The organism is Methanococcoides mangrovi (assembly GCF_052057775.1).
Lineage (GTDB): Archaea > Halobacteriota > Methanosarcinia > Methanosarcinales > Methanosarcinaceae > Methanococcoides.
The window spans coordinates 1,048,721-1,064,523 of sequence record NZ_CP195121.1; the positions used below are offsets into that span (position 1 = coordinate 1,048,721).

18 protein-coding genes are annotated in these 15,803 nt (G+C 44.5%); 7 read left to right on the forward strand and 11 right to left on the reverse strand.

Annotation, left to right across the window (positions count from 1 at the left end; translation table 11 throughout):
• Nucleotide 1: 1 nt before the first annotated feature.
• From ACR3I3_RS05370 to ACR3I3_RS05420, 11 genes are all read right to left on the reverse strand, one after another.
• Nucleotides 2-1,738, reverse strand: a complete 1,737-nt coding sequence (locus ACR3I3_RS05370) for an ATP synthase subunit A (protein ID WP_440953524.1) — start codon at nucleotides 1,736-1,738, stop codon at nucleotides 2-4.
• Complete coding sequence (locus ACR3I3_RS05375) at nucleotides 1,729-2,028, reverse strand: V-type ATP synthase subunit F (RefSeq protein WP_440953525.1); 300 nt, start codon at nucleotides 2,026-2,028, stop codon at nucleotides 1,729-1,731. The genes ACR3I3_RS05370 and ACR3I3_RS05375 overlap by 10 nt, the downstream gene beginning before the upstream one ends.
• Nucleotides 2,028-3,104, reverse strand: a complete 1,077-nt coding sequence (locus ACR3I3_RS05380) for a V-type ATP synthase subunit C (RefSeq protein WP_440953526.1) — start codon at nucleotides 3,102-3,104, stop codon at nucleotides 2,028-2,030. Before ACR3I3_RS05380 ends, ACR3I3_RS05375 begins: the two co-directional genes overlap by 1 nt.
• A gap of 7 nt (nucleotides 3,105-3,111) precedes the next feature.
• The gene (locus ACR3I3_RS05385; protein WP_440953527.1) at nucleotides 3,112-3,663 is read right to left on the reverse strand and encodes a V-type ATP synthase subunit E; all 552 of its coding nucleotides are present in this window, start codon (nucleotides 3,661-3,663) and stop codon (nucleotides 3,112-3,114) included.
• Between the two features lie 49 nt (nucleotides 3,664-3,712).
• The gene (locus ACR3I3_RS05390) at nucleotides 3,713-3,952 is read right to left on the reverse strand and encodes a V-type ATP synthase subunit K (RefSeq protein ID WP_440953528.1); all 240 of its coding nucleotides are present in this window, start codon (nucleotides 3,950-3,952) and stop codon (nucleotides 3,713-3,715) included.
• Between the two features lie 4 nt (nucleotides 3,953-3,956).
• The gene (locus ACR3I3_RS05395) at nucleotides 3,957-5,897 is read right to left on the reverse strand and encodes a V-type ATP synthase subunit I (protein WP_440953529.1); all 1,941 of its coding nucleotides are present in this window, start codon (nucleotides 5,895-5,897) and stop codon (nucleotides 3,957-3,959) included.
• Nucleotides 5,890-6,216: an ATP synthase archaeal subunit H gene (ahaH, locus tag ACR3I3_RS05400; protein ID WP_440953530.1), complete on the reverse strand. Its 327-nt coding sequence runs from the start codon at nucleotides 6,214-6,216 to the stop codon at nucleotides 5,890-5,892. The genes ACR3I3_RS05395 and ahaH overlap by 8 nt, the downstream gene beginning before the upstream one ends.
• Before the next feature lie 248 nt (nucleotides 6,217-6,464).
• Complete coding sequence (locus ACR3I3_RS05405; protein WP_440953531.1) at nucleotides 6,465-7,652, reverse strand: radical SAM protein; 1,188 nt, start codon at nucleotides 7,650-7,652, stop codon at nucleotides 6,465-6,467.
• A 22-nt stretch (nucleotides 7,653-7,674) separates the two neighbouring features.
• Nucleotides 7,675-8,535, reverse strand: a complete 861-nt coding sequence (locus ACR3I3_RS05410; protein ID WP_440953532.1) for a polyprenyl synthetase family protein — start codon at nucleotides 8,533-8,535, stop codon at nucleotides 7,675-7,677.
• A gap of 50 nt (nucleotides 8,536-8,585) precedes the next feature.
• Nucleotides 8,586-8,966 carry a cytochrome c maturation protein CcmE domain-containing protein gene (locus tag ACR3I3_RS05415; protein WP_440953533.1) on the reverse strand — a complete coding sequence of 127 codons (381 nt, stop codon included), beginning with the start codon at nucleotides 8,964-8,966 and terminating at the stop codon, nucleotides 8,586-8,588.
• A 12-nt stretch (nucleotides 8,967-8,978) separates the two neighbouring features.
• Complete coding sequence (locus tag ACR3I3_RS05420) at nucleotides 8,979-9,107, reverse strand: hypothetical protein (RefSeq protein WP_440953534.1); 129 nt, start codon at nucleotides 9,105-9,107, stop codon at nucleotides 8,979-8,981.
• 185 nt (nucleotides 9,108-9,292) lie between these two features.
• On the opposite strand from ACR3I3_RS05420, the gene ahbD reads away from it, so the two are divergent.
• From ahbD to hemL, 7 genes are all read left to right on the forward strand, one after another.
• On the forward strand, nucleotides 9,293-10,333 hold the full coding sequence (ahbD, locus tag ACR3I3_RS05425) for a heme b synthase (RefSeq protein WP_440953535.1): 1,041 nt from the start codon (nucleotides 9,293-9,295) through the stop codon (nucleotides 10,331-10,333).
• Between the two features lie 118 nt (nucleotides 10,334-10,451).
• Entirely contained in the window at nucleotides 10,452-10,907 is a 456-nt protein-coding gene (gene ahbA, locus ACR3I3_RS05430; RefSeq protein ID WP_440953536.1) for a siroheme decarboxylase subunit alpha, read from the forward strand.
• Between the two features lie 34 nt (nucleotides 10,908-10,941).
• The gene (gene ahbB / locus ACR3I3_RS05435; RefSeq protein WP_440953753.1) at nucleotides 10,942-11,400 is read left to right on the forward strand and encodes a siroheme decarboxylase subunit beta; all 459 of its coding nucleotides are present in this window, start codon (nucleotides 10,942-10,944) and stop codon (nucleotides 11,398-11,400) included.
• Nucleotides 11,401-12,081, forward strand: a complete 681-nt coding sequence (locus tag ACR3I3_RS05440) for a precorrin-2 dehydrogenase/sirohydrochlorin ferrochelatase family protein (RefSeq protein ID WP_440953537.1) — start codon at nucleotides 11,401-11,403, stop codon at nucleotides 12,079-12,081.
• 93 nt (nucleotides 12,082-12,174) lie between these two features.
• Nucleotides 12,175-13,443 carry a glutamyl-tRNA reductase gene (hemA, locus tag ACR3I3_RS05445; RefSeq protein WP_440953538.1) on the forward strand — a complete coding sequence of 423 codons (1,269 nt, stop codon included), beginning with the start codon at nucleotides 12,175-12,177 and terminating at the stop codon, nucleotides 13,441-13,443.
• 11 nt (nucleotides 13,444-13,454) lie between these two features.
• Nucleotides 13,455-14,429, forward strand: coding sequence for a porphobilinogen synthase (hemB, locus tag ACR3I3_RS05450; RefSeq protein ID WP_440953539.1), 975 nt, complete (start codon nucleotides 13,455-13,457; stop codon nucleotides 14,427-14,429).
• A 92-nt stretch (nucleotides 14,430-14,521) separates the two neighbouring features.
• Nucleotides 14,522-15,790 (forward strand): glutamate-1-semialdehyde 2,1-aminomutase, encoded by a 1,269-nt coding sequence (hemL, locus tag ACR3I3_RS05455; RefSeq protein ID WP_440953540.1) that lies wholly within the window; start codon nucleotides 14,522-14,524, stop codon nucleotides 15,788-15,790.
• The last annotated feature ends 13 nt before the right edge of the window (nucleotides 15,791-15,803 follow it).

Consider the following 15,803-nt stretch of genomic DNA (forward strand, 5'->3'; position numbering starts at 1 on the left):
TTCAGTTGCCTCCGAGCTGAGCAAATTCTTCATCCATCTTTGCCATGACTTTTTCAAGTTCTCCGTCGAAATCTTCTTCGAACTTGACCTTTGCAAGCTCATCCTTTGATTCAATGGAGATGATCTTGTTCATTGGGATTCCTGAGTCAAGTGCAGCTATTGCCATCTCACCGTATTTTGTGATAGATTTGAGAAGCTTGTACTGCTTGTCAAACGGACAGTATGTGTCAACAGGGTGGTATGCATTCTGCTGGAGGAAGTATTCCCTTACCATACGTGCGATCTCAAGTGTAAGCTGCTGGTCTTCCGGAAGTGCATCTGAACCGACGAGCTGCACGATCTCCTGAAGTTCGGATTCCTGCTGCAAAAGGTCCATTGCATTATTCCTAAGCTGAGTCCAGTCAGATGCCACGTTCTCTCCGAACCAGCCTTCAAGTGTCTGTGTGTACAGACTGTAACTTGTCAGCCAGTTAATGGATGGGAAGTGTCTTCTCTGTGAGAGCTTTGCGTCAAGAGCCCAGAATACTTTTACAATACGAAGTGTGTTCTGTGTGACAGGCTCAGAGAAGTCACCACCAGGTGGTGATACTGCACCAATAACTGTGATTGAACCTTCAAGGTCTGCAAGTGATCTTACAGAACCTGCACGCTCATAGAATTCAGAAAGCCTTGCTGAAAGGTATGCTGGATAACCTTCTTCTCCGGGCATCTCTTCAAGCCTTGATGAGATCTCTCTCATTGCTTCTGCCCATCTTGAGCTTGAGTCAGCCATGAGTGATACGTCGTATCCCATGTCTCTGTAATATTCTGCAATTGTGATTCCGGTGTAAACAGAAGCTTCACGGGCAGCTACAGGCATGTTGGATGTGTTTGCGATAAGAACTGTCCTCTCCATGAGTGGACGGCCGGTCTTTGGATCTTCGAGCTCAGGGAACTCGTTAAGTACCTCAGCCATCTCATTACCGCGCTCTCCACAACCAATGTAGACCACAATATCTGTGTCACTCCATTTTGCGAGCTGCTGTTGTGTAACTGTCTTTCCTGATCCGAAAGGACCTGGAATTGCAGCGGTACCGCCTTTTGCGACAGGGAACATACCGTCAAGGATCCTCTGACCTGTGATCAGTGGCTTGGTTGGCATGAGCTTTTTAGCTACAGGGCGTGGTGCTCGTACCGGCCACTTCTGCATCATTGAAAGCTCGGTTCCATCAGTAAGCACACATACAGTTTCGTCGACCTTGAAGCTTCCGCTCTTGATCTCTTCGATTGTACCTGATACTGTTGGTGGGACCATGATCTTGTGCTCGATGTTTGCTGTTTCCTGAACAACACCGATCACATTTCCACCTTCCACAGTATCGCCTTTGCTTACAGTTGGCTTGAACTCCCATGTCTTTTCACGGCTAAGTCCGTTTGCAGTTACTCCTCTCTCAATGAAGTTGCCCATCTTTTCCTGCAACACCTGGAGAGGTCTCTGAATACCATCATAAATACTTTCTAATAATCCGGGTCCAAGTTCCACGGATAAAGGCATACCAGTGTTCACTACAGGTTCTCCCGGTTTGATACCGGATGTATCCTCATATACCTGAACAGTGGCTTTTTCGCCTTCGATCCTGATGACTTCGCCCATCAGTCCTTCGTGACCTACCTTGACCACATCGTACATTTTTGGTTTAATACCTATAATTGTGACGACCGGTCCTGCCACACGATAAATTTCACCATTTACTTCCACAGATCTACACCTACCGATTGTTTTATCTTTTCCCTTAAGTTTGAGCTTTCACCAGTTCCTCCGAGAGTAACGACTGTTGGCTCAACAGACTCACTTAGAGTGTCTCTCAAAATTTCCGGTAGTTTGTTAAGGTCATCGCCATGCATGACTAATATACCGACATTGGAATCCTCAAGAACCTTTGTAACCATGGATTCCAGTTTATCATCATTGGCTTCGTATATCTTTTTGACACCAGCCAGCCTGAATCCTGTAACAAACTCGCTGTTACCTACTACTGCTAATTCCATTAGATCACCAACTGGTTCCTGATAATTTCTTCATCAAGATTTGCTGCTTTTCCACGCATAATTATACGCAAGTTGTTAACCTCGTTCTTTTTGTTCAGGATGTAATCCATAATAGGAACGATGGAAAGTGGGTACACATGTGAAAAGCTTGAAGCTGTTTTGATGCTGTGCTTTGTGAGCTGAGTTTCCAGCTCCACCAATGATTCCATTTCAGGTTCCACAACGTCGGAAATGTCTTCCCAACATGGATACTTCTCAAGTGATTGTACAAATTCACTAAAGGGAAGCGGCAATAGCCTTTCGATCTCTTTTTTACTGATATTGAGTCCACCATCAAGGATCAGGTCTGCAATTTCATCCTCTTCGACACCTGCATTCTTTAACCTGAATAGAGTGCTCAGGTTCTTACTGTCGATCTCTGTTCGGATGAACTTTGAGAACAGCTTACTGTCTTTGGATTTTGGATCTCCTATCGCATTGAACAAGCTGCTATAGTACATCTTGTCAAGCTGGTTTTCAATAGCAGAGAGGTTTGTCCCATCATATCCTTTTAAGATCGGGTAATAATCGGTTCCGCTGAGAGCATCGATGATGCTTTCATGGGATTCTTTTTCTGCAAGGCTTGACAAAAATGAATAAGACAGTTGTCCGGCGGAAACTATACTGTCGTTTATCTCCTCTACTGATGCACCACAGTACTTTCCACGCAGGATAGTCTTAATGCTCCATATATCGTAATTTTTCAGATATTCGGAGATTAAAAAGTTGAGTTCTCCTTCAGAGATATTGATCAGCTTTGTAAATGTAACTGCAAGGTTCCTGTTCAATGCGTGCTCGAACAAGTCCACTCCATCGTATACTCTTGCCAGCTCATCGACATCTTGTTTGTACTGTGACTCCTCGATGAAACGGGTGATTTCATCAACACCCATGTTCATGAGTCGGGGATAAGTTTCCTTTGGAAGAAGATTGCTCTTCATTGCCCGAACACGTGCAGTCACGTAAGCGTAGTTAGAGCCTCCATTTCCGCCCTGTTTCGGACTACTTTTTCCTCTGAATTTTTGCAAAAGCCGCATTTGGATATCACCCGAACAAGATATCAGATGTTTGTTTCAATGATTTCTCATTAACATTCTTCAGGATTATGTCGTATGTATAATCCAGACGAACTGTTCCGTCGTCGTTCTCAATGACCACTCCGCCAATACATTTGATATTGCCGGCGTATTCAAGTGAAGACAATTTTCTGACAAGTTCTTCAGAGTCTTTGTTTGAGTATATTTTGCTGCCACTGCCTTCATTCTCTTCGATGATGGCCTTTAACAACTCTTCCTGCTTCTCTTCAGGAAGTGATACAATAGACTCTACTGCATTGCTGTATACTTTGTCAAGGACTTCTTTGCGGGCATTAAGCATTGTACGTTTGACTTCCAGATTTGCGCTGGATGTCTCCTGTTGGCGTAATCTTGCGATATCATCCTCTGCTTTTGCCAGGCGGTCGCCCATGATCTTCTTTGCGGTCTGCCTTGCTTCATCAAGTATCTGTGATACTTCTGCATCTGCATCTGCATTGATCATGGTCACTTCCGCCTGCGCGGCATCCATAATATCTTTAATAACTGTTTCGAGTCCCATGCTCTGACACCTTCAAAGAATTTAAGAGCAAAAATGCTCTCAAATTAACTTAGCTGATAAGCAGTGCGACGACAAGTCCGAAAATGACGATAGTCTCTGGAATTACAGTAAGGATAAGTCCCTTACCGAAAAGGCTCTCGTTCTCTGCCATTGCACCGATTGCTGCTGATCCAATGTCTCTCTCTGCAAGACCGGATGCAATACCTGTAAGTCCTACTGCGAGTCCTGCTCCGATTGCCTTTAATCCTGCTGGGTCCATCATTGTTGCTGTTGTTGCTGCGTCTACCATTTGTTCATTCCTCCGTGTATTTTCTTATATATCCGAATGGGTTGTATTTTCTTCCGCCACCTTCGTAGAATTTACCAAAGAATTCTACATACTGCAACCTGAGTGCATGTAATCCGGGGGCTATTATACTCAGGACTGTGTTTAAAGCATGTCCGAATATGAATACTAATATTGCGCCTACTGCTGCTACGATACCGCCCTGGGGCCATATCATCTCAAAAGCTATGAGGTTAACAGTTGATGCAATATAGATAGATGACAATCCTACCGCAATTAAACGAGTGTAGGAAAGTGCATTACTTAAAAGTGCTGGTAATTCTATAGGTCCTTTTACGCCTTCTCCTTTTACAAGCATGACGAATCCGATAAGGAACACTATGATACCTATTATCTCTGTAGGTGCTGTACCTGTATATCCAAGTACTGCAAGTATGATACCAAGTTCTACTACCATCCAGCTGCCTTTTTCAAGCATGGCTGCAGTAAAACCGTGTTTTCTGTTTTCGTTTACGAATCCAACTAAATATCCGAAATTGATGTGAAGTACACCAACAAGAGCTGTTGCTGCGATCATTGTCATGATCATGTGTGTACGGTGGATCGGATATGTTACCAATTCTCCGGCGATTGGGGATGTGAAAAGTGTTACTGTTTCAAATCCAGGTATCAATCCCGCAATGGTTCCGTGGTCGGTGTGAAGACTTGCAAGAGGGAATCCCATGAATTCACCATAAAGGACACCAAATATCAATGTTGATATCTGACAGTAGATAAGTACGTTCATCAAAGGCTTTACAGCATCTGACTTTACGACCTTCTTAACCACCATGGCAAGTGTCAGTAGGATCAATGCGTATCCGATATCACCAAGGATCATTCCGTAGAAGAGTGGGAATGATATGAATATAAGTGCAGTTGGATCGATCTCCTTGTATTTTGGACGTGCGTAAAGGTCCATTATTTCCTGGAATGGCCTTGTTACTTTTGGATTGTTGTATTCGATCGGGATGATGTCTGTATCCTTCTTCTCGATCTTCTGAACTGATACAAAGGCTCGTCCGTTTGTTGCTGTGTTGATGATACTTTCAAGTTCAGAGACATTTTCTTCAGGGATCCATCCATCTATCACAAATGTGTGTTCGGATGTTGCGATCCTGACTGGTGCCTCTGCCTTTTGGGATTCAATAGAAAGCACTTCTTCACTGGCAAGTATGAATTCTGAATATTTGTCTTTGATAGATGCGATATCACTTTCAAGAGATTCCATTCTTCTCTGAATGTCTGCTTCTTCGCTTGCGATCTTTGCAATCAAAGTTTGCGGACTTCCGGATTGCTCAGGTACTCTGAGTTCTCTGAATTCAAAATTTGAAAGAATTTCTGAAACCTTTGAATCATCTTCTTTCTTGACAAATAATGCTACGGTTCCGGTGCTCTGGTCATACTCCATCTCATAGGCAGATGTTACCTTTGAGATAGCAGGGCCAACATTTTCCTTGACAGTACCTGTAAAGACTGCTATGTTCTCATAGTCGCGGTATAATTCCAAATCGATCGGGATTGCAGAGAACGGTGTAAGGTCCTTTTTAAGTGATTCAATTTCCTTTAACCGGGTTTCCAGCTCAGATCTCTGTTCTGTCTTCTCAGTAACTTCTGCATCCAGCTTATCAAGCTTGGAATCGAGGTCCTGATATACAGCGCTTTCTTTCTGCTTTGGTGAATCTGAACTAGTGACACCAAGGAAAGATGAAATTGATCTTAACTGTACAATCTTCTTAGATAAAGCACCTGCTTTTTCGAAAGGTCTGCCAAGTTTGAGACCGGAATCATCCTCATTGTAGTCTTCAAGGTGGAATAGATTGCAGCTGTAGAGAGCTTCAATTGTTTCTTCCATGATGTCCTTGTGACCAACAATGACGGCACGACTCATCTCTTTTGGCTTAAGCATGTATTGCCCTCTCAAAATTGGTGATTAAATTGTCAACGGCTTTCTGGATGTTGGCTTCAGCATTTGCAGTAATTGCTTCAGCATCACGGACACCGTTGCTGATGACTGTATCAGTGTCCTGTTTTATTGTTTCTTCAGCAGATCTAAGTGCATTCTGTGCTGATTTTGTTGCATCAGCTTCTGCCTCTTTGATGATCTCTCTGGCTTCAGCACGAGCATTAATAATGCGCTCGTTCTTATTTTTGAGCCCTTCCTCCACCATTTTGGCCGCACTTAATTCAGCTTTTTTTATTTCGGATAATATCTTATCTTTGGCCATATAAATCCTCAATATGTCGATATAATGTTTACTTAGTGCGTGATTTACCCACCCCTATATCAAACATGCATATAAGTTATTCGGTTCTTCCTTTTTGATAGTGGTATTGTTAATAATTTATCATTACCTATCTGCGAAAAATATTTAAAAAAACTAGAGTTCTGACAGCTATTGTGGTTACTGTTCGCATGTCAGAACTTTTAAAGTAGGATCCTTAACCGGGATAGTTGTTTATATAATATTCAGTTTTATTCCTGAATATCGATCCTCAGGGGTACGATTGCATCCTTTGGGATCGTGTGTATGTACTTTTTCCGGAATTCCGGGTTGCGCATCATACAGTATTCTGCAGAACCTTTGTATGCACTGTGCTTACCCATACGTTTCCATATTTCTTCGAGGCCATCCTCTCTTATATTTCCAAAGGCAAGTGGTGTATATGCGCATGGCATGACGTCACCACCTGATGATACGTGGATCCATCTCCTTCCGGCAAAGCAGCCAAACTGGTCAGGTCCCATGAAATACGGGAATGCTGTGACCCTTGGGCCGTCAGTTGCCCTGTTCTTTTCCTTCTGGAATTTCTCAAGCCTGTCAACATCCTTCTGACTGATCGTTTCATCTTCGCGGTCGATCCATCTACCAACCGCTATGATTTCGTATATGGACATCTCATGCATCCCAAGGCTTTCTGCCAGTCCATAGAAATCTTCAAGGTCATCGATATTGTCAGGAGATACCACTACGAACATATCTGTCAGCATACCGGATTCAAGACTGTTCCTGATCCCTTCCATTGCATTCTGGTAGGCCCCTTCTCTTCCTCGAACGCGGTCATGTTCGCTTTCGAACGGGCTGTCAATGCTGATGTGTGTTGCAAAAAGACCGGCGTCCTTAAGATCTTTTGCTCTTTCCGGTGTAAGCCTGAAACCGGATGTAAAACAGGTGGCAATTGCTTTTGTCTTATCGACATTTGCAACCATGTCTACAATGTCTTTCCTGAGCATTGTCTCGCCACCATCGAACTGAATGGAATATGCTCCCAGATCGATAGCTTCTCCAACTACCCTGTTTATTTCCTCAACCGTCATCTCAGGATCGGCAACTATTCCTGCAGCTCCACAATGAATGCAGTTGTAAGGGCATTTATCAGTAATTCCTATTGATAGCTGGTCAGGGATCCTTTTCTTCATTATGGCCCCGATCTGTGCACTGATGAGCCGGTTGAAGGCTGTGCTGGGTATTGGTGGTGCCCATGTTGAAAATATGATGTTCTCGTCATCTGTCCTGATAGGTTTCTCTTCCTGGAAGATCTTATTGATCCTTTTGATAACTGGACTTGCGACAGCTGCAAGGGGTCCTTCTGTGTCCAGGACAACCTTGCCGTTCTCTGTACTGGCATTTACTTTGATTACTGATTTTTCATATACCCGCATATCTTCACCTGGGTTTCATAATTTAAAGTTCCGGGATCATCTCGATGGTGATATAGTCCGTGATCTTAAGAAGTTTGTCTTTTGCATCTGATGGCTCGAAATTTGCAAGTATGTTTTTTGCCATGTCCACATACTCTATCGCTACATTGGTCGCTTTTTGTACAGCTTCCTCTCGTTTCATACCCTTCCGGTATATTTGCAGAATGGAAACAGATTCATGGTAAGATCTTTTATCTTCGGAAGTTTCTGTGTATTCCAGCAGGTCATCGACTATCTGGTATGCTATGCCAAGTTTTTCTCCATAGTCCCTGAAGAGTTCTGCTGTTGTTTCATCTGCATCTGCGATATATGCACCCATGGCAGCACTGGCAGCGAAAAGGGATGCTGTTTTCTTATTTATGCAATCGAAATAGTTGCTGTCCTCAAAAGTTCCGTTAGTGCTTTTTATGTCAATGGTTTCACCCTCTGCCATTGCCATCCCTGCACGTCCGAACTCCCTGACCACCGGGGTATCGTATGATGAGATCAGCTCTATGGATTTTGAGATCATGTAGTCCCCTGCAAGCATTGCGGCTGCAGGTCCGAACTTCTTATGTGCGGATTCCACACCTCTTCTCATGATGCCTTCGTCAAGGATATCGTCATGTATCAGGGATGCTGAATGTATAAGTTCGATAGCTAGGGCGGCATTGGTACTCCTATCTGGATCACCGCCGCATATCCGGGAAGCAAGGATGAGCATGATCGGCCTGACCATTTTCCCTCCTGATCTGCAAATGTGGCCAACTATTGCTTTCATCTGTGATGAATCGTCCATGCTGCTGATCATATCCTCCATTGCATCGGTGATCAGCTGGTACTCTTCCCATTCTTCGATATTCATCGCATGTCCTCGTATATGGAAATAATATTTTCTTGTTTTTGACCTTTGGTTTATTCGGAGTACTTTGACGGACAGCCCATGACTATCTGTTCTGCATCGATAAGATCATCTGAGACCATTGTTCCTGTCAGGCTGATACTTTTTCCTTCTGCCAGATTTGCAGGAAGGTCTGCAGTGTATTTTACGTCTATCTCGAAGTTCTCATCTTCTGCATCTATAAGTGTGAAGGTGGTCATTTCAGGTGAAATGTTAAGAGTTCCATTCTTCACAATGCCCATGGTGTTGATCTTCTTGTTCAGATGTTCCTGCGGGTTATTTGTGATGTCGGATACCATGTAATATCCCTGTTCGACATCCACGCCCCAGAATCCGATCGCTATCACTGCTATTATTGCTATTGTGGTCAGGATAGTCTTTCGTTTTTTATCCATGTGTAAACACCTTTATCCTTTAATCTTCCGAATTATGGAAACCATCTTTGAACGGTTGTAGATCAGGTATCCGATGTATGCTAATATTACTATCCATGTGGTGGCAAAAGCTGCCTGAAATGCCTGTATTCCTAATGCCATGCCCGTTCACCCTGCATCGATCTTTGCTGCCGGAAAAGTGTGGTCTCCTGTGTATTACCCGCGTCTTGACGACACGGTTTAATATGGGTTTTGTGTAGTATATTGCCATACTATTTAAGTAAATTGAACGAATGTTCTATTGTACTCTTACATTATATATAGGGCATAAAGGAGAACAGTTTGATATGATAAAACCTCCAAGACTTATCGCATGGGAACTTACATGGGGTTGCAATCTTTCCTGTGTCCACTGCAGGGGCGCATCTACCTCTGAGATACCTGAAGGTGAACTCTCTACTGATGAAGCAAAGCACTTTGTCGATGAGATCGCTGAAATGGGTGATCCGATCCTTATCCTGACTGGAGGGGAACCTCTCACCAGGGCTGATGTTTTCGAAGTTGCAGAATATGCCACTGAAAAGGGTCTTCGTGTAGCTCTGGCTACAAACGGTACCCTTCTTAATGAGGAAGTCGTGAAAAAGCTCAAGGATGCAGGTGTCCAGAGGGTAAGCATCAGTATCGATGGTTCTACTGCAAATACACATGACGATTTCCGAGGAGTTCCCGGCGCATTTGAGGGTGCCATGCGAGGAATAGAATATCTTAAGCATGGAGGACTTGGGTTCCAGATCAACACCACTATTACAAAAAGGAACATTGATGAGATCCCGGCAATACTTGATCTGGCAACCGAGATCGGCGCGGAAGCTCTTCACATATTCCTGCTTGTGCCTACAGGCAGGGGTAAGAACCTTGAGGATGAGGAGATTCCTCCGGTGGAATATGAACGCGTCCTGAACTGGTTCTATGACCAGCAGAAGAACGTTAGTATCCAGCTCAAGGCAACCTGTGCTCCTCATTATTTCAGGATAATGCGCCAGCGTGCTAAGAAAGAAGGTATCGAGGTTTCAGTAAAGACCCATGGTTATGAGGCCATGACGCGCGGTTGTCTCGGAGGTACGAGCTTCTGTTTTGTTTCGAGCACAGGCGACGTTCAGCCATGCGGATATCTTCCTGTTGTTGCAGGAAACATAAAAGAGCAGAGCTTCAGGGAGATATGGGAAGATTCCAAATTGTTCAATGATCTCAGAGATTTTGACAGCCTGGGTGGCAAGTGCGGTAAATGTAGCTATAAAGGAGTATGTGGCGGCTGTCGTGCACGTGCTTATGCTGCCACAGGGGACTACATGGCCGAAGAACCTTATTGTATATATGTTCCCAGGTAAAGGGCACATATATTCACTAAAGTCCTTCTATATTCAGGAAAACATTATAATCTAATGATAGCATGAAGTCTGCATAGCACTCAGGAACCTGCTAAAAAAACATTTGGTGTTCATTCGCATGATACAACTTGATGATACTGATAAGGATATCCTTAACCTGATCCAGCTGGATTTTCCGCTTGATGTCCATCCTTTTGAAAAACTGAGCGCCCAATTGGGTATCTCTGAAGAGGAATTGCTGCAACGTATGGAACGGCTGAAAGAAGAAGGTGCAGTGCGCAGGATCGGTCCGGTCATTAACACAAAGAGGGTAGGTGGCATAAGTACTCTTGTTGCATTGAAAGCTCCCGAATCAAGGATCGATGAGATCGCAGAACTTATCAATCAACATCAGGAAGTTTCACACAATTATTTACGCCTGGCAGATTATAATATATGGTTTACGGTATCTGCTGCAAACAGGGAACGACTGGAACAGATCATTAATGATCTCAGGAAAGAGACCGGATGTCCATTGATCGATCTGCCTACAAAGCGCCTTTTTAAGATAGGGGTGAAGTTCGATGTCAAATGATACTTCTGGCAATAGTTCTGATAATAATATTGTCATGGATGATTTAGATACCAGACTTCTGAAGCTTACTCAGGATGGCATACCTTTTGTCCATTCCCCGTTTGCTATGATCGCTGAAGAGCTGGGCATTACTGAGGAGGAAGTTGTCCGGAGGATAGAAAAACTGCAGGAAAACGGTTTTATCCGAAGATTTGGTGCATCCATCGGTCACCGTGCAATTGGTATCACTGCAAATGCTATGTGTACATGGAATGTCCCTGATGAACTTGTCGAAGAGGTCGGTGCTGTTATGGCAGGTTTTTCCGAGGTGACACATTGTTACGAAAGGCCACGCTATCCGGACTGGCCATACAACCTGTTCACAATGGTTCACTCCTATACAAAGGAAGACTGTGAATATGTTGCCAGCGAGATCTCCCGGGCTACCGGTATTACTGATTATCAGTTGTTATACAGTGTTCGTGAATTCAAAAAGACAGGTGTGAGGTTGTGAATGGCAGAAAATTCTGGTGATCGTAATTATCTGCCGCTTTTCATTGATCTGAGTGATAAGAAAGTGGTGATATTCGGTGGAGGCACAGTTGGTCTTCGCAAAGCATCCCTCTTTTCGGAATATGCACAAACTGTCGTGGTAAGTGTGGATTTTGTTCCTGAGCTTCAGGATCTTGGATCATCATCTTCCGTGGAACTAATATCCATGGACCTGACCTCGGTATCCGACGAAAAGCTCAAAGAACTCGTGGCGGATGCTTTCCTTGTGATCCCTGCGACCAATATGGTCGAACTGAATGACAGGATCGTGGAACTTGCCCGTATTTCAGGTGCATTGGTAAATCGTGTGGATATGGCAGATGATGTGGTAATTCCTTCTGTTATCAGAAGGGGTGGACTGACAATTGGCATATCAACATTCGGTTCAAGTCCTGCGATGTCAAAGTACACCCGCAGGAAAATCGAAACGTTTATTACTCCTCAGTATGGGGATATGATTAAACTGCAGGATGAGATCAGAACTCTCCTTAAATCGAAAATAACAGAGCAGAAGGCAAGAAAAGCTATTCTCTGGGAGATACTTGAGGACAGGTCTGTATGGGATGCTCTTGAGATCTCATATGAAAAAGGGTATAATAAAGCATATGATATAGTTCAGGAGCACATAAGCAAGAAAGGTTGATATTATCATGGGATATTACATTAGATTTAAGTCCGATGTTCGTGTTCATGAAGGTATGCTACATCTAATACGCGTTCATTGTGGAGGTTCACTGTGACAGAAATATCCAGTATGGTCATTACACATGCCAAGGCGACCATTGAGGAAATGGAAGATTCCTGGCACGGGGACCTTGAAGGTGTTCTTAATCAGTTATACTCAAATGAACTTGTTTATGAATGTGCAGTTCTCAAGACCTGCAACCGTGTGGAAATATATGTTGTTTCCCCAAAGGGTAGCAGTGTCCTGTTCCATTTTGCCAGGGAAATGGGTGTTTCAGCGAATATTGTTGAGTTCTATGATCACGATGAATCCTTAAGACATCTTCTAAGGCTTGCTTCCGGACTTGAGTCCATGATAATAGGTGAGGACCAGATACTGGGTCAGATCAAGGACCTGTTCCTGATAGCAAAAGAGACCGGCACTGTAGGAAAGACACTGGATACTGCTTTCAGCAAGGCTATACAGGTCGGCAAGAGAGTAAGAACTGAGACCTTCATCAACAGGGGTGCAGTTTCCATTGCTTCTGCAGCTGTTGACCTTGCAGAGGATATCCTGCATGGCCTGAAGGATAAAAATATCCTTGTTATCGGCACCGGTGAAATGGGTACCCTTGTCACAAAGGCCCTTGCACACAGGGACATGAATGTGATCTACATTGCCAACCGTACCTATGCAAAAGCGAAAGACCTTGCAGTGGAGCTTGGAGGTGAAGCTGTCATGTTCGACCAGCTTGAGAAATATGTTTCTGCTGCCGATGTTGTGATCAGTGCGACTTCTGCACCGCACTATGTTCTGAAGAAGGGTATCGTGGAAAAAATAATGCAAGGTCGCAACAATGAACTTCTTCTGATCGATATTGCAAGTCCAAGAGACATTGATCCCCTGGTAGAGGAGCTTCCTCATGTGATCCTTCGCAATATTGACAGTTTACGTGTTATCAATGAGAAGAACCTTCAGATGAGGCTGGAAGAGGCCAAGAAAGCTGAGGTCATAGTAGGACAGGAACTTGAACTTCTTCGTGCACAGTACAAGCGCCAGAAAGCAGATGTCATCATCTCAGAGCTTTACAGCAACTCCTACAAGTTAAGAGAGACCGAGATGGAGCATGCTATCAACAAGCTGAGCGCTTATCATACCATGGGTGAGTTCGAGCGCAAGGTGCTTGTGGACCTGACTCGTGCAATAACCAATAAGATACTGGCGGAGCCTACCAAAAAATTACGTAATGCTGCGGAATATGATGACGAGGAGTTCCTCGATTCCGTATCCCGATTATTTGATATCAGTCCGATTATGAAGAACAATGAAGCTACAAAATAAGAGTTGATACTATGTTCCCACATGTTAGAATGCGAAGGTTAAGAAGTGGCAAGATACGCGATCTGGTTCGGGAGACCGAGCTTAGTGCGAACGACCTGATATATCCGATGTTCGTGGATGAGACCATTGATTCTACTGTGGACGTATCATCCATGCCAGGTGTGCAGAGATTACCTCTTGATAAGGTTGTTGATGATGCAAAGGACGCGGCAGATCTTGGTATTCCTGCTGTGATCCTTTTCGGCATCCCTGAGCACAAGGACGAGACCGGTACTTCTTCTTACGGTGACGATGACATTGTCCAGCAGGCCGTTCGTGCCATCAAGGAAGACCTCGGTAAGGACATGGTGGTCATGACCGATGTCTGCATGTGTGAATACACAAGCCATGGTCACTGCGGTATCGTGAACTTTGAGACCGAGGAAGTTCTCAATGATCCGACCCTTGACATACTTGGCAAGATCGCTGTGAGTCATGCAAAGGCAGGCGCTGATATCGTGGCACCTTCCGGTATGATGGACGGCATGATCGGTGCCATGCGCACGGCTCTTGATGATGAGAACTTCAAGAACATCCCTATCATGTCCTACGCAGCCAAATACTCTTCAGCTTTCTATGGTCCTTTCAGGGATGCAGCGGATTCCGGATTCCAGTTCGGTGACCGCTCGGCTTACCAGATGGATCCCGCAAATTCAGATGAAGCGATCCGCGAGGTCGAACTGGACATTCTCGAAGGTGCTGACATGATCATGGTCAAGCCTGCACTGCCTTATCTGGATATCATCTATCGTGTCAAGCATGAGTTCAAGATGCCCACTGCCGCCTACAATGTCAGTGGTGAGTACTCAATGCTCAAGGCAGCAGCTGAAATGGGATGGCTGGACGAGAAAAAGGTCATGTACGAGTCACTGCTCTCCATCAAGCGTGCAGGTGCTGACATGATCCTGACATACTTTGCAAAGGACCTTGCAAGTATGTTGAAATAAATAATAGAAAATAATCGCTTTATTCAACTTGATGAGTTCGACTTGATATAATTTCAGATCAAATTCCAAATCAAATTCAAAATGGTGTTATAATGGTTACTTTAGACAAATCCAAGGATCTATTCGACAAAGCAAAAATGCTTCTCCCTGGCGGTGTCAGCAGTCCGGTACGTGCGATCAAGCCATACCCCTTCTACACAAAGTCTGCCAGCGGCTCCCGCATAACTGATGTTGACGGAAATGAGTACATCGATTACTGTCTTGCATACGGACCGAACATACTGGGACATGCAAACCCTGTGATCAAGCAGGCGATCATTGACCAGCTTGACAAAGGCTGGCTTTATGGCACCCCTACCGAACTCGAGGTAAACCTTGCAGAGAAGATCGCCTCACTCTATCCAAGCATCGACATGTTGAGATTCATCTCAACGGGTACCGAAGCTACCATGAGCGCCCTGAGGGCAGCCCGCGGATTTACTGGCAAGAACAAGTTCATCAAGATCGAAGGTGGTTTCCATGGTGCACACGATGCCGTACTTGTAAAGGCAGGATCCGGAGCAACAACTCACGGAAAGCCGGATTCCCTTGGAATTCCTGAGGACTTTACAAAGAACACCCTTCAGGTTGCTTACAACGATATCGAAGCAATGACAGAGGCTATCGAGTCCAATCAGGACGACATGGCTGCGGTTATAATGGAGCCGGTACTTGGTAACATAGGTCCTATACTTCCAGAAGGTGATTACCTGAAAGAGGTCAGGAAGGTAACTGAAGAGAATGATGTTGTCCTGATATTCGATGAGGTCATCACAGGTTTCAGGCTTGCAATGGGTGGAGCACAGGAATACTTTGGTGTCACACCTGATATGACAACTCTTGGAAAGATCGTAGGTGGCGGCCTTCCGATCGGCGTTTTCGGTGGAAAGCGTGAGATCATCGAGATGATCTCCCCGTCCGGTTCAGTTTACCAGGCAGGCACCTTCAGCGGTAGTCCTGCATCAGTTGCAGCCGGTATTGCAGCCCTTGATGTACTGGAGAAGGAGAAAGTACACGAAAAGCTTGAAGCAACAGGTAACATGATGCGTTCCAGCCTTTCAGATATCATCGCTGACAAGGGACTTGATTACAACGTCAGTGGTATTGCTTCAATGTTCAAGGTGTTCTTCGGTGACATGCCTCTGAACTATCAGGATGTCCTTAAATGTGACAAGGAAGGTTACTTGCAGTTCTTCCACAACATGCTGGACAGCGGAGTGTTCCTTCCACCATCCCAGTTCGAGACAAACTTCCTTTCAACTGCTCACACTGAGGATGACATTGAGAAGACCCTCGATGCATATGCAGCTAACCTGAAATGATCCTGAGGAGTGA